This is a genomic window from Bradyrhizobium sp. SZCCHNPS1003 (assembly GCF_032381555.1).
Lineage (GTDB): Bacteria > Pseudomonadota > Alphaproteobacteria > Rhizobiales > Xanthobacteraceae > Bradyrhizobium.
Genome location: NZ_JAUHIU010000001.1, coordinates 501,175 through 519,862, shown reverse-complemented (window position 1 = coordinate 519,862; position 18,688 = coordinate 501,175). Strand labels below are relative to the sequence as shown.

Annotated in this window: 20 protein-coding genes; 11 read left to right on the top strand and 9 right to left on the bottom strand. The window is 63.2% G+C overall.

Going from position 1 to position 18,688, the window contains the following annotated elements:
- The first annotated feature begins 6 nt into the window (after positions 1-6).
- The 3 genes from QX126_RS02410 to QX126_RS02400 all read left to right on the top strand — a co-directional run bounded on the left by QX126_RS02410 (position 7) and on the right by QX126_RS02400 (position 2,406).
- Positions 7-738, top strand: coding sequence for an amino acid ABC transporter ATP-binding protein (locus QX126_RS02410; protein ID WP_315736526.1), 732 nt, complete (start codon positions 7-9; stop codon positions 736-738).
- Positions 739-848: 110 nt separating this feature from the next.
- Positions 849-1,709 (top strand): D-amino-acid transaminase, encoded by an 861-nt coding sequence (locus QX126_RS02405; RefSeq protein WP_315779090.1) that lies wholly within the window; start codon positions 849-851, stop codon positions 1,707-1,709.
- Positions 1,710-1,812: 103 nt separating this feature from the next.
- Complete coding sequence (locus QX126_RS02400) at positions 1,813-2,406, top strand: DUF1080 domain-containing protein (protein ID WP_315779089.1); 594 nt, start codon at positions 1,813-1,815, stop codon at positions 2,404-2,406.
- Here the strand turns inward: QX126_RS02400 and QX126_RS02395 are convergent.
- From QX126_RS02395 to QX126_RS02385, 3 genes are all read right to left on the bottom strand, one after another.
- Entirely contained in the window at positions 2,393-2,542 is a 150-nt protein-coding gene (locus tag QX126_RS02395) for a hypothetical protein (protein WP_315736529.1), read from the bottom strand. The genes QX126_RS02400 and QX126_RS02395 overlap by 14 nt on opposite strands.
- 77 nt (positions 2,543-2,619) lie before the next feature.
- Positions 2,620-3,219, bottom strand: a complete 600-nt coding sequence (gene wrbA, locus QX126_RS02390; protein ID WP_315779088.1) for an NAD(P)H:quinone oxidoreductase — start codon at positions 3,217-3,219, stop codon at positions 2,620-2,622.
- 74 nt (positions 3,220-3,293) lie between these two features.
- Positions 3,294-3,992, bottom strand: a complete 699-nt coding sequence (locus QX126_RS02385; RefSeq protein WP_315754620.1) for a pirin family protein — start codon at positions 3,990-3,992, stop codon at positions 3,294-3,296.
- A gap of 128 nt (positions 3,993-4,120) precedes the next feature.
- On the opposite strand from QX126_RS02385, the gene QX126_RS02380 reads away from it, so the two are divergent.
- Both QX126_RS02380 and QX126_RS02375 read left to right on the top strand, forming a co-directional pair.
- Entirely contained in the window at positions 4,121-5,029 is a 909-nt protein-coding gene (locus QX126_RS02380; RefSeq protein WP_315779087.1) for a LysR family transcriptional regulator, read from the top strand.
- 20 nt (positions 5,030-5,049) lie between these two features.
- Positions 5,050-5,481 (top strand): hypothetical protein, encoded by a 432-nt coding sequence (locus tag QX126_RS02375; RefSeq protein ID WP_315779085.1) that lies wholly within the window; start codon positions 5,050-5,052, stop codon positions 5,479-5,481.
- Positions 5,482-5,684: 203 nt separating this feature from the next.
- Here the strand turns inward: QX126_RS02375 and QX126_RS02370 are convergent, their stop codons facing one another.
- The 3 genes from QX126_RS02370 to QX126_RS02360 form a co-directional block, all read right to left on the bottom strand.
- Positions 5,685-6,152: a YbaK/EbsC family protein gene (locus QX126_RS02370; protein ID WP_315736534.1), complete on the bottom strand. Its 468-nt coding sequence runs from the start codon at positions 6,150-6,152 to the stop codon at positions 5,685-5,687.
- Positions 6,142-6,888, bottom strand: a complete 747-nt coding sequence (locus tag QX126_RS02365; protein ID WP_315779083.1) for a haloacid dehalogenase type II — start codon at positions 6,886-6,888, stop codon at positions 6,142-6,144. The genes QX126_RS02370 and QX126_RS02365 overlap by 11 nt, the downstream gene beginning before the upstream one ends.
- A gap of 113 nt (positions 6,889-7,001) precedes the next feature.
- Entirely contained in the window at positions 7,002-7,886 is an 885-nt protein-coding gene (locus QX126_RS02360) for an amidohydrolase family protein (protein ID WP_315736536.1), read from the bottom strand.
- 253 nt (positions 7,887-8,139) lie between these two features.
- Here QX126_RS02360 and ykgO point away from each other — a divergent pair, with 253 nt between their 5' ends.
- The 3 genes from ykgO (at position 8,140) to QX126_RS02345 (ending at position 9,347) form a co-directional block, all read left to right on the top strand.
- The gene (ykgO, locus tag QX126_RS02355; protein WP_006611362.1) at positions 8,140-8,265 is read left to right on the top strand and encodes a type B 50S ribosomal protein L36; all 126 of its coding nucleotides are present in this window, start codon (positions 8,140-8,142) and stop codon (positions 8,263-8,265) included.
- A gap of 96 nt (positions 8,266-8,361) precedes the next feature.
- Positions 8,362-8,991, top strand: coding sequence for a tetratricopeptide repeat protein (locus QX126_RS02350; RefSeq protein WP_315736537.1), 630 nt, complete (start codon positions 8,362-8,364; stop codon positions 8,989-8,991).
- Positions 8,992-9,092: 101 nt separating this feature from the next.
- The gene (locus QX126_RS02345; protein ID WP_315736538.1) at positions 9,093-9,347 is read left to right on the top strand and encodes a hypothetical protein; all 255 of its coding nucleotides are present in this window, start codon (positions 9,093-9,095) and stop codon (positions 9,345-9,347) included.
- Positions 9,348-9,375: 28 nt separating this feature from the next.
- Here QX126_RS02345 and QX126_RS02340 read toward each other — a convergent pair whose 3' ends face one another.
- Positions 9,376-9,558 carry a hypothetical protein gene (locus QX126_RS02340; RefSeq protein WP_231319498.1) on the bottom strand — a complete coding sequence of 61 codons (183 nt, stop codon included), beginning with the start codon at positions 9,556-9,558 and terminating at the stop codon, positions 9,376-9,378.
- Positions 9,559-9,809: 251 nt separating this feature from the next.
- On the opposite strand from QX126_RS02340, the gene QX126_RS02335 reads away from it, so the two are divergent.
- The gene (locus QX126_RS02335; protein WP_315736539.1) at positions 9,810-10,766 is read left to right on the top strand and encodes an alpha/beta hydrolase; all 957 of its coding nucleotides are present in this window, start codon (positions 9,810-9,812) and stop codon (positions 10,764-10,766) included.
- 65 nt (positions 10,767-10,831) lie between these two features.
- Here QX126_RS02335 and cycA read toward each other — a convergent pair whose 3' ends face one another.
- A complete protein-coding gene (cycA, locus tag QX126_RS02330) occupies positions 10,832-11,227 on the bottom strand; it encodes a cytochrome c-550 CycA (protein WP_315736540.1) in 396 nt (131 codons plus the stop codon).
- Positions 11,228-11,435: 208 nt separating this feature from the next.
- On the opposite strand from cycA, the gene QX126_RS02325 reads away from it, so the two are divergent.
- Complete coding sequence (locus QX126_RS02325) at positions 11,436-12,929, top strand: FAD-linked oxidase C-terminal domain-containing protein (protein WP_315779081.1); 1,494 nt, start codon at positions 11,436-11,438, stop codon at positions 12,927-12,929.
- 1,233 nt (positions 12,930-14,162) lie between these two features.
- Positions 14,163-17,840, top strand: coding sequence for a DEAD/DEAH box helicase (locus tag QX126_RS02320; RefSeq protein ID WP_315779078.1), 3,678 nt, complete (start codon positions 14,163-14,165; stop codon positions 17,838-17,840).
- 276 nt (positions 17,841-18,116) lie between these two features.
- Here the strand turns inward: QX126_RS02320 and QX126_RS02315 are convergent, their stop codons facing one another.
- Positions 18,117-18,470 (bottom strand): antibiotic biosynthesis monooxygenase family protein, encoded by a 354-nt coding sequence (locus QX126_RS02315; protein WP_315779076.1) that lies wholly within the window; start codon positions 18,468-18,470, stop codon positions 18,117-18,119.
- Between the last annotated feature and the right edge of the window lie 218 nt (positions 18,471-18,688).

Here is an 18,688-nt window from a genome sequence, read left to right as displayed (position 1 = left end):
GCTCCCATGATCGAAATCAGCCACGTCAACAAATGGTACAGCCCGAGCTTCCAGGTGCTGAAGGACTGCACGACCTCGGTCGCCAAGGGCGAGGTGGTGGTGGTCTGCGGCCCCTCCGGCTCCGGCAAGTCGACCCTGATCAAATGCGTCAACGCGCTGGAGCCGTTCCAGGACGGCGTGATCACGATCGACGGCCTCAAGGTCAATGATTCCAAGACCAACCTGCCGAAGCTGCGCTCGCGGGTCGGCATGGTGTTCCAGCACTTCGAGCTGTTTCCGCATCTCAAGATCATCGACAATCTCTGCCTCGCCCAGCAGAAGGTGCTGGGTCGTGGCCATGAGGAAGCGACCGCGAAGGGCATGAAGCTCCTGGATCGCGTCGGTCTCAAGGAGCAGGCGCAGAAGTTTCCGGCGCAGCTCTCCGGCGGCCAGCAGCAGCGCGTGGCGATCGCACGTGCGCTCGCCATGGACCCGATCGCGATGCTGTTCGACGAGCCGACCTCGGCGCTCGATCCGGAGATGATCAGCGAGGTGCTCGACGTCATGGTCGATCTCGCCCGCGAGGGCATGACCATGATGGTCGTGACCCACGAGATGGGCTTCGCCAGGAAGGTCGCCCACCGCGTCATCTTCATGGACCGCGGCGAGATCGTCGAGGACGCCAAGAAAGAGGATTTCTTCGGCCAGCCGCGCAGCGAGCGGGCGCAGCAGTTCTTGTCGAAGATCCTGTCGCATTAGTTGCGTCCGTCATTCCGGGGCGCCCGTAGGGCGAACCCGGAATGACGGCGAGAGTAACAATTGGTGTACGCAGATGCTTTGCGTGCGCAGATGAGAATGGAGACACGTCCTTGGACCCGATCGCTTACGTCAACGGCGCCTTCGTGCCCCTGTCCGAGGCCAAGGTCTCGGTCCTCGATCGCGGCTTCCTGTTTGCCGACGGCATCTACGAAGTGGCGGCGGTGCTCGATGGCAAGCTGGTCGACAGTGCCCCGCATCTTGCCCGCCTGGAGCGCTCGGTCGGCGAGATCGGGCTGGCGCTGCCGGAGAGCCTGGCGCGGATCGAGGAGCTGCAGAAGGAGCTGGTCGCACGCAACCGGCTCGACCAGGGTATGGTCTATCTGCAGGTGACGCGCGGCGCCGACAAGGGCCGCGACTTCCCGTTTCCCAAGGGCGACGTCAAGCCGACCTTGGTGATGTTCGTCACCGCCAAGGACATCATCAATGCGCCCTCGGCGAAGACGGGAATTGGCGTCATCACCGTGCCCGACATCCGCTGGGCGCGCCGCGACATCAAGAGCGTGGCGCTGCTCGCGCAGGTGCTCGCGAAGCAGGCGGCCGCCGCGGCCGGGGCCGGCGAGGCGTGGATGGTCGAGGACGGTCATGTCACCGAGGGCGGCTCGTCCTCGGCCTTCATCCTGACCAAGGACGACGTCATCGTGACGCGGCCGAACTCGAACGCGATCCTGCCGGGCTGCACCCGCAAGGCCGTGGTGAAGCTCGCCGAGGAGCGCCAGCTCAAGGTCGAGGAGCGGCCATTCACGGTGGAAGAGGCGCTCGCGGCGAAGGAAGCCTTCATCACCAGCGCGAGCTCGTTCGTGCAGCCGGTGGTCACGATCGACGGCAAGCCCGTCGGCGACGGCGAGCCGGGACCGGTGGCGGCGCGGCTGCGCGAGATCTATGTCGATTTTGCGCGCGCCACGGCGGTGTAGTTGGAGGAGACGATAGAGCAGGTGCAGCATCGAAACCCGTTTGCATTGTCCGGCGCTTTGCTATCGTGGCGACGAACGAAACAGAAATCAGGGAGGAGTTTCGATGCGGTATCGCTTGAGTGGGCTCGCGGCCGGACTATTGATTGCGGGCGCAGGCATGACGGGAGCGGCATTGGCCGATGACGGCTGGGTGACTCTGGTCGACTCCACGACCAAGGCCGACTTCACCGAGGTCGGCAAGGCCAATTGGGAGATGAAGGACGGCGCGCTGTCGGCCGACAAGCTCGACGGCAAGGATCCATCGTATCTGGTGACCAAGGCGAGCTACAAGGACTTCCAGATCAAGGCCGAGTTCTGGGTCGATGACGCCGCCAACAGCGGCATCTTCATCCGCTGCGACCAGTCGGCGAAGATCGACTCCAACATCTGCTACGAGGTCAACATCTTCGACAAGCGGCCCGATCCGAAATACGGCACCGGCGCGATCGTCGACGTGTCCAAGGTCGATCCGATGCCGAAGGCCGGCGGCAATTGGAATACCTACGAGATCACCGCCAAGGGCACGCGGCTGACCGTGATCCTCAACGGCGAGAAGACCGCCGATGTCGACGACAGCAAGCACGCGGCGGGACCGATCGCCCTGCAATACGGCTCGGGCGTCGTGAAGTTCAGGAAGGTGCAGATCAAGCCGCTGTAGCGGCCGTGCATTCCGGGCAGCGGCGCTGGCCGCGGCTGGCGCGGTAGAGGCTCTTGCAGTACCAGCGGCGCGCCATCATCTGCAGGGGATGGCGGGCCAACCGGGCCAGCGTCACCAGTTCGAGCATGGCGGGCATTGCGGACTCCTCTCCTACTTTCCAACTCTTGTGAAATGGGGCGGCACTTCGTTTGCGGAAGTGCCGCCCCAGTCGCATCAGCCATGCAGCTTCTTTGCGGTCTCGGCGATGACGCGGCCCTGATAGCGCGCCCCCGCCAGCTCGTTCGCGCTCGGCTGCCGGCTGCCGTCACCGCCGGTGATGGTGGTGGCGCCATAGGGCGAGCCGCCGGTGACCTCGTCGAGCTTCATCTGGCCGGCGAAGCCGTAGTTGAGGCCGACGATGGTCATGCCGAAGTGCAGCAGGTTGGTGATGATCGAGAACAGGGTGGTTTCCTGGCCGCCGTGCTGGGTCGCGGTCGAGGTGAAGGCGCCACCGACCTTGCCGTGGAGCGCGCCCTTGGCCCACAGGCCGCCGGCCTGATCGAGGAAGTTGGCCATCTGCGAGGCCATGCGGCCGAAGCGGGTGCCGGTGCCGACGATGATCGCGTCGTAATCGGCGAGCTCCTCGACCTTGGCGATCGGGGCAGTCTGGTCGAGCTTGTAGTAGGAGGCCTTGGCAACGTCGGCCGGCACCAGCTCGGGCACGCGCTTGACGTCCACGGTGGCGCCGGCCTCGCGGGCGCCTTCGGCCACCGCGTTGGCCATCGCTTCGATGTGGCCGTAGGCGGAGTAGTAGAGAACGAGAACCTTGGTCATGGCAGTCTCCGTGGGGCGAGGATGATCGGGAAGAGCGTCCCGGCCGGATGCCCGGCCGGGATCGCGTGAGACGGTTAGGCGGCGTCGACGAGCACCAGCTCGGAATCTTCGAGCGCGGTGATCTTCAGCGTGGCCTCGTCGCGGATGGCGGCGCCGTCGCGGGCGTTGACTCGGACGCCGTTCACTTCGACGCTGCCGGCCGCGGGCACCAGATAGATGTGCCGGGCCTTGTCGGCGCTGTACTCGGCGGTCTCGCCTGCCTTCAGCGTGGTGCCGAGTACGCGCGCCTTGGCGCGGATCGGCAACGCGTCGCCGTCATCTGCGAAGCCGCTCGCCAGTGTGACCAGCTTGCCGGAGCGGTCGGACTTCGGGAACGGCTTGGCGCCCCAGGTCGGCTGGCCGCCATCGGTGGCAGGCTCGATCCAGATCTGGAAGATCCGCGTCGTGGTCGGCTCCAGATTGTACTCGGAGTGGCGGATGCCGCTGCCCGCGCTCATCACCTGGACGTCGCCGGCCTCAGTGCGGCCCTTGTTGCCGAGGCTGTCCTGATGCGTGATCGCGCCTTCGCGGACATAGGTGATGATCTCCATGTTCCGGTGCGGATGTGCAGGGAAGCCGGTGTTCGGCGCGATCTCGTCGTCGTTCCAGACCCGCAGGGCGCCGTGGCCCATGTTGCTGGGGTCGTAATAGTTCGCGAACGAGAAATGGTGCTTGGCCTTCAGCCAGCCGTGGTCGGCGCCGCCCAGCGCCGCAAAGGGCTTCAATTCGATCATGGGTTTGCTCCGTTGTTGCACGTCGGCCGCGAGCCGCCGTGCCGTTGGGCACTGGAATAGGCTGACGATCCGAGTATAGAAATAGAAACTATTGAAACCCATTGTTTCCAAAAGTGAGATTGCCGCCAATGGCGCGACTTCCGGATTTCGAGGCGATGGCGATCTTCGCCAAGGTCGTCGAGCTGCGCTCCTTCGCCGGCGCGGCGCAGGAGCTGAGCCTCTCCAAGGCGTCAGTGTCGAAGGCGGTGAGTCGGCTCGAGGAGCGTCTGGGAACGCGGCTGTTCAACCGCACCTCGCGCCGTCTGGCACTGACGGACGCCGGACAGCGCCTGTCCGAGCGCGCGGCGCAGCTGCTCGCCGATGGCGAGGCGGCGGAGACCGAGGCGCTGGCGCAGTCGCTGACGCCCCGCGGCCTGGTGCGCTTCGCCGTGCCGATGACCTTCGGCGTCAAGAAGATCGCGCCGCTGCTGCCGGCTTTCCTTGAGCAGTATCCTGAGGTCTCGATCGACCTGCACATGAGCGACGCCACCGTCGATCTCATCGGCGAGGGTTTCGATCTTGCGCTGCGTATCGCGCGGCTGCCGGACTCATCGCTTGTCGCGCGGCGGCTGTGTGCGATGCCGCGCTACACGGTGGCGGCGCCGTCCTATCTGAAGCGGCACGGACGGCCGACGCATCCGATGCATCTCGCCGAGCACAAATGCTTCGGCTACGCCTATCTCTCCACCGCCGGCGTCTGGCACTACACCAATGCAGCCGGCGAGCAGGCTAGCGTGCGGCCAGCCGGACAGCTGCGCGTCAACAATGGCGAGGCGGTGCTGCCGGCGGTCATCGCCGGCCTCGGCATCGCCGACCTGCCGGACTTCATCGTTGCCGACGCGATCGCCTCGGGCGAGGTCGAGGTGATCCTGAAGGGCTGGAGCCAGCCCGAAGGGGCGATGCATCTGGTGATGCCGCCCGGCGGCCCGCGCCCCGCCCGGGTCGAGGTGCTGGCGGAGTTCCTGGTCAAGGAGCTGGCGAAAGGGAAGCGCAAGTGACGTTCGGGGGAGTGGTTTCCATGTGGAAGCAGCTGCCGAGCGCCGTTGCAAGGTGCGCCGTCGCTCTCGGAATCATTGGGTTTTTGCTACCGCTCGGATTGGGGGTGTTTCCGGACGATTGGCTGAATGCGATCGAGCTTCCAAACGCGCTTGGCTCGGCCCGGGTTGCAGCTCCAAATGGACGCGTGTTTGTTGCGAGCGAGCCGTTGGGGAGAGTGCAGCGCTATGGTCCCCAGGGCTTCGAGCGAGGTTTTTACGTCGGTTCGCAAGGCGGCGCCTTCGATATCGGTGTCAGTGACGCGGGAGATGTGCTGATCTGCTCCGTGCGTGCACGTGCGTTGATCACCTACACACAAGACGGCGTCGAGACCGCCCGGCGTGGACCCTGCACCTTCAACGACGCAAATGGTGGACTCATGCCCGCGTCCCGGAGCTATGAGCGCAACGCTTGAGTGCCGGAAATCGCTTTCGGATGGTTCGGACTGCTGGCGGTGCCGCTCTGGCATCCGTTCGTTGCATGGTTCATGGCGCTCATGGGGGCGCTATTTTTGAAGTCGGGCACCGCTCGCTCGCAACAGAGCGAGCTTTCGTCAGTCGCCAAATGAGCGCACGACGCGATGAAGCTGCCGCGCCTGGTATCATTCCGGTGCGACGACTAAGTCGCGACCTCGCAAACGTCGACCCATTCGGCTGATGTCAGCTCGGCCATGCGGTCTGGCGTGATCTTGACGGCGCTATGGGTCGAGCCTGCCGCTGGCACGACGATGTCGAAGGCCTTCAGCGAGACGTCGCAATAGACCGGCAGCGGCGATTTCAGCCCGAACGGACAGACGCCGCCGACCTCGTGACCGGTGATGTCGGCGACCTCGTCGAGGCCGAGCATCTTCGGCTTGCCGCCGAACTGCGCCTTGACCTTCTTGTTGTCCATCCTTGCGTGGCCCGCGGCGACGATCAGGATGACGCGCTCGCCGACGCGCAGCGACAGCGTCTTGGCGATGCGGGCCGGCTCGACACCATAGGCTTCCGCCGCGAGCGCCACGGTGGCGGAACTCTGGCTGGAGACGAGGACGTCGATGTCGGGGGCTTTTTCGGTGAAGAAGGCGCGGACGGAATCAAGGCTCATGTTTGGCGACGATCTCGGGCAGTTCGGATAGCGCAGCAATACGATAGTCCGGCGCCAAACCCAACTCGTCCATCTGGGTGCGCAGCGCCTTGAACAGGGTGAGCGGCGCGACGAGGTCGGTCTGGCTGCAGGCAGCCACCATGGCGTCCGGGGTGACGCGCTCGATCCAGGCGACGTTCAATCCGAACGCCTTGGCGCCGCAGACGTCCCAGGGGTTGGAGGATACGAACAGCACCTCGTCGGGTGCAAACCCGAGCGTCTCCTCGATCAGCGCGTACGCCTGGGGACTCGGCTTGAAGATCTTCCGGGCATCCACGCTGATGACCGCATCGAGCGGAGCATCGAAGCCGCTGGCCTTGACCAGGCTGTCGAGCATCGCAGGGCTGCCGTTGGAGAGGATCGCGAGCCGATGATCCTTCATCGCGGCGAGCGCAGCCCTCGCATCGGGGTAAGGATCGAGATCGAGATATTTGGCGATGATGCGGTCCAGCGTCGCCGCATCGGCCTGCAGCCCGAGAACGCGCAGCGTGTAGATCAGCGAGTCGCGGGTGACGGCGGTGAAGTCCTCGTAACGCTGCATCAGCGAGCGCAGCCAGGTGTATTCGAGCTGCTTGATGCGCCAGATCTGCGTGATGATGTCGCCATGGCCGGGAAAGGCCTCCTCGGTCACGGCCGCTACCGACTGGATGTCGTACAGCGTGCCATAGGCATCGAAGACCACGGCTTTGAAGGGCACGGCGATCACCTGATCGAAAGCAGACAGGCGCTAAGGCTGATGGCCACCGCGCCTGCGGATGATAGCATGATGCCCGTGACTTGCGCGGGGCGGCAAGGGCAGGACCGACGACGTCAGATCCCGAGCAGCTTGCGGGCGTTGGCCTTCAACACCTTCGGCCGGATCTCGTCGCGGATGTCGAGCTTGGCGAAATCGGCGAGCCAGCGGTCCGGCGTGATGACCGGCCAGTCCGAGCCGAACAGCATCTTGTCCTGCAGGATCGAGTTGATGTAGCGCACCAGGATCGGCGGGAAGTACTTTGGCGACCAGCCCGAGAGGTCGATGTAGACGTTCGGCTTGTGGGTCGCCACCGACAGCGCCTCCTCCTGCCAGGGGAAGGAGGGATGGGCGAGGATGATCTTGAGGTCGGGGAAGTCGGCCGCGACGTCGTCCATGTACATCGGGTTGGAGTATTTCAGCCGCATCCCCATGCCGCCCGGCATGCCCGAGCCGACGCCGGTCTGGCCGGTGTGAAACAGTGCGATCGCGCCGCCGTCGTTGATCGCCTCATACAGCGGATAGGCCAGCCGGTCATTGGCGTAGAAGCCCTGCATCGTCGGGTGGAACTTGAAGCCGCGGACGCCATACTCCTCGATCAGCTTGCGCGCCTCGCGCACGCCGAGCTTGCCCTTGTGCGGATCGATGCTGACGAAGGGGATGAGGACGTCGAGATGGTCGGAAGCGACCTCGAGCATCTCGTAGTTGTTGTAGCGCCGAAAGCCGGTCTCGCGCTCGGCGTCGACCGGGAAGATCACCGCGGCGATGTTCTTGGAGCGATAATAGGCGGCCGTCTCCGGCACCGTCGGCGGATGCTTGTGCGGCGACTTGAAGTAGTCGGCCATCTGGGCCTGGAAATCGTCGTAGCCGTCATCCGCATGCATGCCGCAGGGCTCCTCGGCATGGGTATGGATGTCGATGGCGACGACATCGTCGATCTTGGGCAGAGCGAGCTTGGGCATGGGCGTTCCCGGCGGTTGGTTCTTGGCTTTGGAAAATTGATTATATGATATAACAAATTTGGCAATCGCCAAGTTGGATCGAGGGCGCGTCGCCGGCCGGTTCTGTTGAAGCCGGGGCCCGCCATGATTGACATCCGGCGGGCTGGTGGTTAGAAACCGGCCAATCCGGGCGACTTGGTCGCTTGCGGAACTCCCTTTGTATTTGCCACTTCCGGCCTGTCCAACACGGCCTTTCAACGTATCAGGATGTCCCATGAAGGTCCGTAACTCGCTGAAGTCGCTGCGTGGCCGCCATCGCGCCAACCGTCTGGTCCGCCGCAAGGGCCGCGTCTATGTGATCAACAAGGTCCAGCGCCGCTTCAAGGCGCGCCAGGGCTGATCCCGTAGATCTCCCCTCGAGAAGAGGGGCCTCCTCACAGGTCTTTGAGGTGCGTGCTGCTTTGCAGGACGTGCCGACTGCGTTTAGACTTGGGGCATGGCCAAGCGATCCTTGCGGGCGATTCTTCTCGCCGTTGTCGTCATTTCGGTACCGCATCTTGCCTTTGCGCAGGGGGAGCCGCGGGCCGGCGTCAAGCCAAAGCCGCCCGAGGCTCCGGCCAAGCTGCCGAAGATCGGCGCCGACAAGACCAAGGGCCTCGATTTCCTGTTCGGTGCCCTGAAGGCGGCGCCCGACGAGATCAGCGCCAAGCATGTCGAGGCGCGGATTTGGGCGATCTGGCTGCAGACCCCCAGCGATACCGTCGCCCTGCTGATGTCGCGGTCCAAAGCCGCGATGGACGCGAAGCAGAACGAAGTTGCGCTCAAATTGCTCGATTCGGTGATCAAGCTCCGGCCCGATTATGTCGAGGCCTGGAACCGTCGTGCGACCATCTATTACCTCCAGAACGATTACGGCCGCTCGCTTGCCGACATCCAGCAGGTCCTGCTGCGTGAGCCGCGGCACTTCGGCGCGCTCGCAGGTCTCGGCATGATCATGCAGGATCTCGGCGAGGAGAAGCGGGCGCTGGACGCGTTCCGCAAGGCGCTCGAGGTCAATCCGCATCTCGACAAGGTGCCGGAGCTGGTGAAAACCCTCACCGAGAAGGTCGAGGGGCGCGACATCTAGCCGTAACGGCCGATTAACCACGTCTGGGCGGCCGTCCTTGTCGGACCGGCCGCGCGAACCTAGCTGCCATCTCAACGATGGATCTCGGCAGGAGAGACGCGATGCGGCGGGCGGTGCTGACGGCAGCGCTGGTGATGACGACGATGTCGGCCGCCTGGGCCGAGGATCCGGATCTGTTCTGGGTGGTCGGCAACCGCGCCACCAATCGCTGCGAGATCGTGACCAGCAATCCGGTCGTCACGATCATGGGCGACATCTGGTTCGCGTCCGGCCCCTTCAAATCGAAGGATGACGCCAAGCTCGCGAGATCCACGATCAACGCGTGCCCGAACAAGGACATGACGCAGGAGGACTGATCGGCTCGCCCGCGAGCGGGCTGGCGGCTCAGTGGAACGCGGTGCTGCGGCGGTCCGGCAGGCCGTACTGGGCGGCCGCGGCATAGAGTTGTGCGATCTCGGCCTCGAGATGCTCGTTGACCAGCAGCAGCGCCTTCAGCGCGCCGCGAAGGTCGCCGTTGCAGCTCGCGACGATCTCGTCGATGGCTGCCTCGCTTGAACGAAAGCTCATCGGTAACCCCCTCCCAAAACACCAAACTAAACACAGGGCCGGTCATCGTGCTTCGACTGCGCAATGACCCGACCGCAAGTAATTCACGGCCATCGGCTGATTGCGAGGAAATGTCCTGACCATGGTTATAAAATGGCCGACGACGCCATCATGACAGGATTCGCAAGACAAACGGGGGGAGACGGAGGCCGCAGCCGCAACCTGCTGCGATCCATCCCGTATCTGTCCAGGTGACAGGCAGAAAATCATCAATGATTTCAATACTCGTAGTGGGGGCCCTGGGGCTGCTGGCGCTGCTGACCCAGGCTGGCGTCGTGCTGATGGAAAGACGCTATCCAGCCCAGGGAGAGGCCGTCGAGGTCGATGGAGCGACCATCAATCTTGTGGATATCGGGCCGCGTGACGGGGAGCGGCCGCCGCTTCTGCTTGTCCACGGCGCCAGCTCGAACCTCGAGGCGATGCGCAGGCCGCTCGGCGACCTGCTCGCCCGGCGTCATCGGGTGCTCCTGGTCGACCGTCCCGGCCACGGCTGGAGCCCGCGCGATCGCGCCGAGGATTCGACGCCCGCGGTTCAGGCCCGCATGCTGGACGAGGCGCTGGCCCGGCTCGGCATCGGCCCGGTGATCCTCGTGGTCCATTCCTGGAGCGGTGCGCTCGGCCTGCGCATGGCACTCGACTTCCCTGACCGGGTCGCGGGCCTCGTCATGCTGGCGCCGGTCGCCTATCCCTGGCGGGGCGGGGTCGGGCAGTACAATGCGGCCGTCACGACGCCGGTGGTCGGGCCCTTGCTGGCGCATACGATCACGCTGCCGCTCGGCCTGGCGCTGATGGCGCCTGGTGCCCGCGGGGTGTTCGCGCCGCAGGAGATGCCGGACGATTTCGTCGACCAGACCGCGACGCCGCTGTTGCTGCGGCCGCGCGAGTTCCTGGCCAATGCGCGCGACCTCGTCACCCTGAAGCAGGCGGTGATCGAGCAGGCGCCGCGCTATGGCGAGATCAAGGTGCCGGTCACGATCCTGGCCGGCGATGCCGACAGGACGGTCTATACCGAGATCCATTCCCGGCCGCTCGCGCGGGTCTTGCCCCAGGCGCGCCTGATCGTCGTGCCCGACCTCGGGCACATGGTCCAGAATGCGGTGCCGGAGCTTGTGGTGGGCGAGGTCGATCGGATGGTCAGCGCGCTCACGGCCGTCGAAGCGGCGCCCTGATGATGGAAAGGCCCCGGCGTCTGCCGGGGCCTCCAGGTCTCGAGCGGAGGGCCGCGGCCGGCCGCTTACTGCTTCTGCTTGCCGTCCTTGTCGAACGACGCGACATAGGCCCAGAGATTGTTGATCTCGGTCTCGTTCTTGATGCCCGCGAAGGTCATCTTGGTGCCGGGGATCTTGGCCTTCGGGTCCTTGATGTATTCCTTGAAGACCGCCTCGTTCCAGGTGATGCCCGAGTTCTTGTTGGCTTCCGAATAATTGTAGTCCGGCGCGCTGCCCGACTTGCGTCCATCGAGGCCGTTGAGTTCCGGACCGACCTTGTTCTTCGCGCCTTCGCCGATCGCGTGGCAGGGCAGGCACTTGTTGAAGGACGTCTTGCCGGCGGCCGCATCCTGCGCCAGCGCGGCAGACGCCAGCGACGACGAGGCGAGGATGACGAGCGCGCTCAAAGTCATTTTCTTCATGGATCAGGCTCTGTGGGTTACGAGACGAGTTTGCGCGCAGGTTGTGGCATGGCCTCAGGCGACGCACAAGCGGGGAAGCGCTGAGGCAAATCAGCATAATGGCGGAGTTTGTTGCTCTGCCGCAAACTCCGATGCTGATCCGCTGCCTATCCAAACCGTTTCCGTTGTGATTGATATGCCAGGGCAAATCGAGGGCCGGAGGAACGCGATGGCGATCATGATGCCGGAAGCTGATCGGGCGGTGCTGGCGCGCCGCGACGAGATCGTTGCTGCACTGCGCGCAATCGTGCCGGGCGAAGGCGTCATCGACAGCGCCGCCGAGATGCTCCCTTACGAGTCCGATGGGTTGATGGCCTACCGCCAGCCGCCGATGGTTGTGGTGCTGCCGGAGACCACTGCGCAGGTGTCGAAGGTCCTGAAATACTGCCACGAGCAGGGCATCAAGGTGGTTCCGCGGGGCTCGGGGACGTCGTTGTCCGGCGGCGCCTTGCCGCTGGCCGATGGCGTGCTGCTCGGGCTCGGCAAGTTCAAGCGCATTCGCGATATCGACTTCGACAACCGCGTCGTCGTCACCGAACCCGGCGTGACCAATCTCGCCATCAGCCAGGCGGTTGCGCATGCCGGCTTCTACTACGCACCCGATCCGTCCTCGCAGATCGCCTGCTCGATCGGCGGCAATGTCGCGGAGAATTCCGGCGGCGTGCACTGCCTGAAATACGGCATGACCACCAACAACGTGCTCGGCTGCGAGATCGTGCTGATGACCGGCGAGGTGCTGCGCATCGGCGGCAAATGCGCCGAGAACGCCGGCTACGACCTGATGGGGCTGATCACCGGCTCCGAGGGCCTGCTCGGCGTGGTCACCGAGGTGACGGTGCGCATCCTGCAGAAGCCGGAGACGGCGCGCGCGCTGATGGTCGGGTTCGCCGAGGTCGAGGCCGCCGGCGAATGCGTCGCCCGCATCATCGGCGCCGGCATCATTCCCGGCGGCATGGAGATGATGGACAAGCCCGCCATCCACGCCGCCGAAGCCTTCGTTCATGCCGGCTACCCGCTCGACGTCGAGGCGCTCTTGATCATCGAGCTCGACGGCCCCGGCGTCGAGGTCGACGAACTGATCGGCCGCGTCGAAACGATTGCCAACGCCTGCGGCTCGACCACCTGCCGGATCTCGACCTCCGAGGCCGAGCGCAACCTGTTCTGGGCCGGCCGCAAGGCGGCATTCCCCGCCGTCGGGCGCATCTCGCCGGACTATCTCTGCATGGACGGCACCATCCCGCGCGGCGCGCTGCCGAAGGCGCTCGCGCGCATCCGCGAGCTGTCGGAAAAATACCAGCTCGGCTGCGCCAACGTGTTCCATGCCGGCGACGGCAACCTTCATCCGCTGATCCTGTACGACGCCAACAAGCCGGGCGAGATGGAGCGGGCGGAGGCGTTCGGCGCCGACATCCTGCGCTGCTGCGTCGAGCTCGGCGGCGTCCTGACCGGCGAGCACGGGGTGGGAATCGAGAAGCGCGATTTGATGCCGGAGATGTTCACCGAGATCGACCTCAACCAGCAGCAGCGGGTGAAGTGCGCCTTCGACAGCCAGGGCCTGCTCAACCCCGGCAAGGTGTTTCCGACCCTGCATCGCTGCGCCGAGCTCGGGCGGATGCACGTCCATGGCGGCAAGCTGGCGTTTCCGGATCTGCCGAGATTCTGAGGCGGGCTCGGGAGGGCAGGGCGGCATCGTTTGGTGTCTGCTCGATCTCACGTCCCGCAAATGCTGGAGACCCTCATGGTGAGGAGGCGCGATAGCGCCGTCTCCAACCATGAGGCCACCGTACGGGCCTCGCCCTTCGAGACGCCCGCCTGCGGCGGGCTCCTCAGGGTGAGGAGCGGAAGTCGTGCCCAGAACACGTACCGTGTAGATCGATCCAGCACTCTCGCTCTCTCCATGACCACGCTGCTGACGGTCCATGTGCCGCGCCGCTCTCGGAGCTGAACCCTCATGGTGAGGAGGCGCGCAGCGCCGTCTCGAACCATGAGGCCCGTCCAGCCATGCCGACGGCGTGAGGTCCATATCCCAGACAATATCGGACATGACTTCGCATCCCCGCGGCGCATGACGCCCGGATCGTGCGATCGTCCGCCCTCCAAAACAAACGAGAGGGCGCAGGGAATGCCGGGTGAAGGCCTCACCCATGGCCCGCCTGCTAAAAAAATGCAGGCGGCAGGTACCACAGGTTCAGCCGAACAACCGGCATTCCCCGCGCGGCGGTCTTAACGCTTATACGTGATCTCCCCGGGGATCGGCGTTCTTGCCCCCGTCGCCCGCATGCCCGTGACCGAGCAGCGCAGGGCTTGGTCTCAGCACCGGGAGACCAGGACCACACGATTTCACGTCCGCGTCGATGTCGTTCGTCGGCATGATCAGATCACGCTGCGACCCGACACGGCCACCGCATCCCCACCTCGCATATCGTGACGACCGCGCGTACGCCCCTCTCGGTGAGGCGGGATGGGGGAGTCATACACGATTTCTGTTAAAGCGAAATAGAAAAGTTTCGGCGTCTGGGACAGACTGGCCGTTCGGCGTTGAAATCTCTCGCGAAATGAATATTTTCCGCGCGCGGCGATTTGGCTTCGGCCGGCCGCATCATGCGCTGAGAACCGCGCAAAACGCTGAGGTGATTTGCCCGACGCCTTGGGGAAAGCCCCCTCGGAAGCGGAGCACGCGCAATCTTCCCCTATATGCATGACCACTAACATAGCGGCATCCGGCGGTTGGCGCATCGGGAATGAGTGCGCGTATCAGAACCGTGGAGCACGTCGGCTCACTTCACCGTGCCGGCGAGCGCGACCAGTTACAAGTCTTTGGGATGCCATGGCAACAGAAGACTTGCAGCCTCCCCGAACCTGACGTCACTCTGGTCGCAAAGGGGGAACGTGTGCCATGGCGTCGGCGCAGGAGCTTCAGACCAGAATACTGAGACGGGCAAAGTCTTCGGAGGACTATGCAGTCTATCGCGCTGCGCTAGAGTGGGGCTTAGCCGATCCCATCGTGATCGAAAGTCGCGACGATTTCAAATCCGAGTTCCGTTGGAAGGATAGGCTAGAGCCATTCTACCATCAGGTTGAAAATCTCATCACGTTCTGCCGGCGCTTGCCAGTCACTCTGTTGGCCGACGATGTCGGCCTAGGTAAAACGATTTCGGCGGGTCTCATCGCCAGCGAACTCATCGCTCGAAATCGCATAGCAAAGATCCTAGTCGTCGCGCCCAAGCTGCTCGGTCCTCAATGGCAGGACGAACTTGGTACGAAGTTCGATATCCCGAGCGAGGTTGTTACCGGCTCCAAACTCGTTTCCGCCGAACCGGAGGAAGTGGGCGCTGTCATCACCACCTATCACTCGGCCCGCGTTCATCTGGACAGGATCCCCGATGATCGCTTCGATATGCTAGTGCTGGATGAAGCTCATAAGCTTCGCAATCTCTACGGCGTTGATCCGAGGCCGCAAGTTGCGAAGGTGTTTCATCGTGCCTTGCAGCAGCGTCGTTTTCGCTACGTGCTTATGCTTACCGCAACGCCGATCCAAAATCGACTTTGGGACCTCTATTCCCTCGTCGATCTCCTGACAGTCGCGCGCGGCCATGAAAACCCCTTCGGCAGCGATGGTATGTTTGCCCGGCGCTTTATTGAAGACAAGCGCGAAAGTGCGCGCGTCCTGAAATCCGAGACACGCGACGAGTTTCGGAAGATCGTTTACGGCTATATGTCGCGTGTTCGGCGCGGCGATGCCAATCTAGAATTTCCTGAACGCAAGATACAGCTTCACAGAGTTACTCCCACGCGGGAGGAGCTTGCCCTCATTGATGCGATCGCGGGTCCGATCCAAAAGTTGAATCGGTTGGCGCAGATCAGCATCCTGCAGGCCCTAACAAGCAGCCCGCACGCGCTCATGGTCCAGCTCCAAACGATGGCTCGCAACGGGACCGTCCCGATGGCGTTGGCCGAGACGGTGAAAGCCATCGTTACGCCCATGCGCGCCAGTGCGAAGCTTCAAGGACTCTCTCAACTCGTCTCGATGCTCAAACAGGAGAATCCGACCGGCTGGCGCATGGTCGTCTTTACTGGTCGTCGTGAAACCCAGACCACCATCCAGGCCTTCCTCGAAGAACTCGGACTCAAGGTCGGTATCATCAACGGCTCGTCTGGCCAACGAAATCAGGACACGATCGCACGTTTTCGCGCCAACCCGCCGGAAATCAGAGCCATTGTTTCAACTGAAGCCGGCTCGGAGGGCATCAATCTTCAGGTCGCCAACGTCCTGATCAATTTCGATCTGCCTTGGAATCCGATGATTGTCGAGCAACGGGTCGGTCGTGTCCAACGTCTGGGCTCTGAGCACAAGAATGTCGTGATCTACAATGTGATGCTTGCTGGCACGTTCGAGGAATACATTGTAGGCCGCTTGATGACCAAGCTGCAAATGGCGACCGATGCCATTGGCGACATCGAATCCTTGCTTGAGGCCTCAGGTGTCGGGGACGGTGAGGAGGGAACGGGCTTCGATGAAAAGATACGCGAACTCGTGGTCGCGGCGCTGGCGGGCCGCGACGCCAAGGCGGCGGCCGAGAGAATTGCCCAAAGCATCGATGCAGCGAAAAAGACCCTCGAGGAGGAAAAGGAGAACATCGAGAATATGCTGGGGTCGCAGGACGGTTACGGGTATGTAGGCCCGCAGTCTCCCACGTTGGAGAAGGCCGAGCCTTCCATGGCATTCGAGCCTTTCGTGCGAGCGGCGTTTGCAAGCCTTGGTGGTACCATTGTTGACATAGCGCCGGGTGTCTTGCGCATTTCGATCAAAGGCATTCCGGAATATGCGCGGCTGCGGGACGATGTCCGCCCTGATTACGCGAAGGCTCCCCTCTATCGTCCCGGAAGCCCGGCCTTTTTGCGTCTGGTCGATCGCGTGACCGCTTCGGGTCTTCATCAGATACGCGATTGCGACGAACAACCTCGACAGCGGATTGAGCAGTGCGCACGGGAATGGGTCGCAAGCTTTGGTGGGACTAGTGCCGAGATAACAATCCAGGGGGTTCAACGCTGCTTTGATGGGCGAGCTACCGCACTTGTGCGCGCTACGACGGCCCATGACAGCTATGAACGTCTCGTCGATATTGCCTGCGCACCGTCTGATCATGTGCAGCCAGCCGCAGCCTTGGATGCGGTTCCCGATTTGCTCCAGCGCCCAGAGGCGATCGGGCTCAATGCCACGCGCATCCTTGAAGAAGCTCGTCGTGATCCAAACATTGTCGAGTTTAATCGTTTTTATTTGGAACGGCGGGAGAGAGAGCTCGAAGCCGCCGGTAAAGACGCCCGTCGGCGGAAAAAGCTAGAAGACGACTTTACACCCCAGATCGATTCTACGCTCGTCGCCCTATATGGGGACGTTAGCCGAAGGGCAAACGTCAAGGTCCGCTATCGGCTGGATGAGGCAACGTACGAAAGTGAACTCGGTATTGTGCCGTCGACTGGCGAGATCGACTCGGCGCCTCGGCTCGAAGTCTGTGCCCTTACGCGCGTTGAGGTGCCGGCAGATTGTCTCGTCAAATGCGCTTTGTCGGGAACCCGCGCGCTTAGACATAGGCTTTCCCGCTCGGAGGTAAGCGGCCGCTACGCTTTGCCAGAGTATCTCCTGCGCTGTTCGCTCTCTGGAAGATCATTGCTGATCGATGAAGCCGGCATGTCAGACATCACAAACGCAGTCGTCGACAGGACCCTGCTCAGGACCTGCGCCATCACAGGAAAGAAAGGAGAGCCTATCCATTTTGGACATTGCGAGTTTTCAAATTCCGATGTCCTCGCGGACCAGATCAGAAAGAGCGATGTCTCCGGAAGGTCCTATCGGCTTGACCAGGAGGTCACGTCTGTCGTTTCCGGCAAACGCGGACATGCTCAGGAGTTCGTCCGATGCCAGGAAACTAAACGCGCGTTACTTCCGAGCGAGGCCGCACGATGTGCCAAAACCGGCCGGATCGTAGCGCCCGACGTGCTGCAGCCCTGTGCCGTTACCGGCAAGCACGTGCTGCCACGCGAGCTTGGCACTTCGTCCGTCAGCGGTAAGCGTGTCCTGCGCGAGTATCTGGTAAGAAGCAGCCTATCAAACGCGGAGCTGCTGGAAGACGAAGGCGTCCGATCCGCTCACGGACGATTCTGCGCTCCCATCGAAGCTAGGCGTTGCCAATGGAGCGGGGTGCTGACGCATCTGGATGATCTGAAAACCTGCGCATTGCTCGGCCTTTCCGTGCACTTCCAGCATTTGTCGGACGAAACGCGTCGGTTACAGCCGGTGGAGGAGCTTCTTGCCGGCAGACGCTGCGCAATAGACGCTCATGATCGTTGGGACGCCATTCTTCCGACGGTAGCGTCCGCCGTGAATTCCAAGAAGTGCCAGATCGAAGCTGCTCTACTCTCGCCAGACGGTGAGAAGCTCGCTCTAACCGTCGAAATTAGGTCCCTCCTTGGACTCCGGACGCAGCATGCGGCATTGCTCTATTCTCTGAAAGAGAATGCGATTCTGAGCCGCATTGCGATCGCAAAGCGTGACGGGCATGGCGGCTTTCGCTGAATGAAACCTTTTACAAGCCGGTGTGATATTCTCATCTCAGGTGTAAAGTATGAGAGCGCCGAGCGCGTTGGTTGTGTTCGTCGGCGAGGGTGCCTCGATTCTCAGCATGCTTCCTGGCGACGTCCCGCAATATCTCCCCCGTGTATGCGGCCGGCGCATATAGCTATCGCGCCGATTGCTGGAGCCTGCCCTCGGGTTCGCCGAAGGCGAGGCCCGAGGGCGGAGCATGACAGCATTGGGGATGGCGAAAGCTCACCCCATCCATGAGGGCCGATTTCAAGACAGCGGTGTCTCGATCAGCCCGTACTGCATCCGCTCCCGCCGGGCCAGCAGGGGCAGGGCCTGGCCGGCGATATAGGTCTTGAAGTGGTCGCTCTCCTGGTGGGCCTTGAAGGCGGCTTCGTCGCGGAACAGCTCGTAGAACAGGAACTGCGCCGGGTTGTCATTGGCGCGGGAGATCAGGAACAGTTTTGCGCCGGGCTCGCGCTGCGCGTCAGGCAGGAAGCGCGACAGGATCTCGGCGACGCGGTCGGCTTCGCCGGCCCTCGCCTCCCATTGCGCCACCACCAGCAGGCCGCCGCCGCTGACGGCCTCGTTCACGGTTTTCGTCTCGACTGCATATCCGGTCATCGTGATCGTTCCTTTCGTTGAAGTGCTGCAAGGGCAACGATACCGCAGTTCCTGCACCTGATCCTTCGATGGCGGACGAAGGATGGATGTGCACATGAGGGCGTAGGGCGGATTAGCCGAAGGCGTCATCCGCCATGTGTCTCGGAAGGTCGGCGGGTTACGCTTCGCTAACCCGCCCTACGGGCTGGGGAGTACGCGATGCCTGGGCTTGTTCCGCC

Coding starts and splice junctions, on each gene's coding strand:
- QX126_RS02410 (WP_315736526.1), top strand. CDS start 7: ATGATCGAAATCAGCCACGTCAACAAATGGTACAGCCCGAGCTTCCAG.
- QX126_RS02400 (WP_315779089.1), top strand. CDS start 1,813: ATGCGGTATCGCTTGAGTGGGCTCGCGGCCGGACTATTGATTGCGGGC.
- QX126_RS02395 (WP_315736529.1), bottom strand. CDS start 2,542: ATGCCCGCCATGCTCGAACTGGTGACGCTGGCCCGGTTGGCCCGCCAT.
- wrbA (WP_315779088.1), bottom strand. CDS start 3,219: ATGACCAAGGTTCTCGTTCTCTACTACTCCGCCTACGGCCACATCGAA.
- QX126_RS02385 (WP_315754620.1), bottom strand. CDS start 3,992: ATGATCGAATTGAAGCCCTTTGCGGCGCTGGGCGGCGCCGACCACGGC.
- QX126_RS02380 (WP_315779087.1), top strand. CDS start 4,121: ATGGCGCGACTTCCGGATTTCGAGGCGATGGCGATCTTCGCCAAGGTC.
- QX126_RS02375 (WP_315779085.1), top strand. CDS start 5,050: ATGTGGAAGCAGCTGCCGAGCGCCGTTGCAAGGTGCGCCGTCGCTCTC.
- QX126_RS02370 (WP_315736534.1), bottom strand. CDS start 6,152: ATGAGCCTTGATTCCGTCCGCGCCTTCTTCACCGAAAAAGCCCCCGAC.
- QX126_RS02360 (WP_315736536.1), bottom strand. CDS start 7,886: ATGCCCAAGCTCGCTCTGCCCAAGATCGACGATGTCGTCGCCATCGAC.
- ykgO (WP_006611362.1), top strand. CDS start 8,140: ATGAAGGTCCGTAACTCGCTGAAGTCGCTGCGTGGCCGCCATCGCGCC.
- QX126_RS02350 (WP_315736537.1), top strand. CDS start 8,362: ATGGCCAAGCGATCCTTGCGGGCGATTCTTCTCGCCGTTGTCGTCATT.
- QX126_RS02345 (WP_315736538.1), top strand. CDS start 9,093: ATGCGGCGGGCGGTGCTGACGGCAGCGCTGGTGATGACGACGATGTCG.
- QX126_RS02340 (WP_231319498.1), bottom strand. CDS start 9,558: ATGAGCTTTCGTTCAAGCGAGGCAGCCATCGACGAGATCGTCGCGAGC.
- QX126_RS02335 (WP_315736539.1), top strand. CDS start 9,810: ATGATTTCAATACTCGTAGTGGGGGCCCTGGGGCTGCTGGCGCTGCTG.
- cycA (WP_315736540.1), bottom strand. CDS start 11,227: ATGAAGAAAATGACTTTGAGCGCGCTCGTCATCCTCGCCTCGTCGTCG.
- QX126_RS02325 (WP_315779081.1), top strand. CDS start 11,436: ATGGCGATCATGATGCCGGAAGCTGATCGGGCGGTGCTGGCGCGCCGC.
- QX126_RS02320 (WP_315779078.1), top strand. CDS start 14,163: ATGGCGTCGGCGCAGGAGCTTCAGACCAGAATACTGAGACGGGCAAAG.
- QX126_RS02315 (WP_315779076.1), bottom strand. CDS start 18,470: ATGACCGGATATGCAGTCGAGACGAAAACCGTGAACGAGGCCGTCAGC.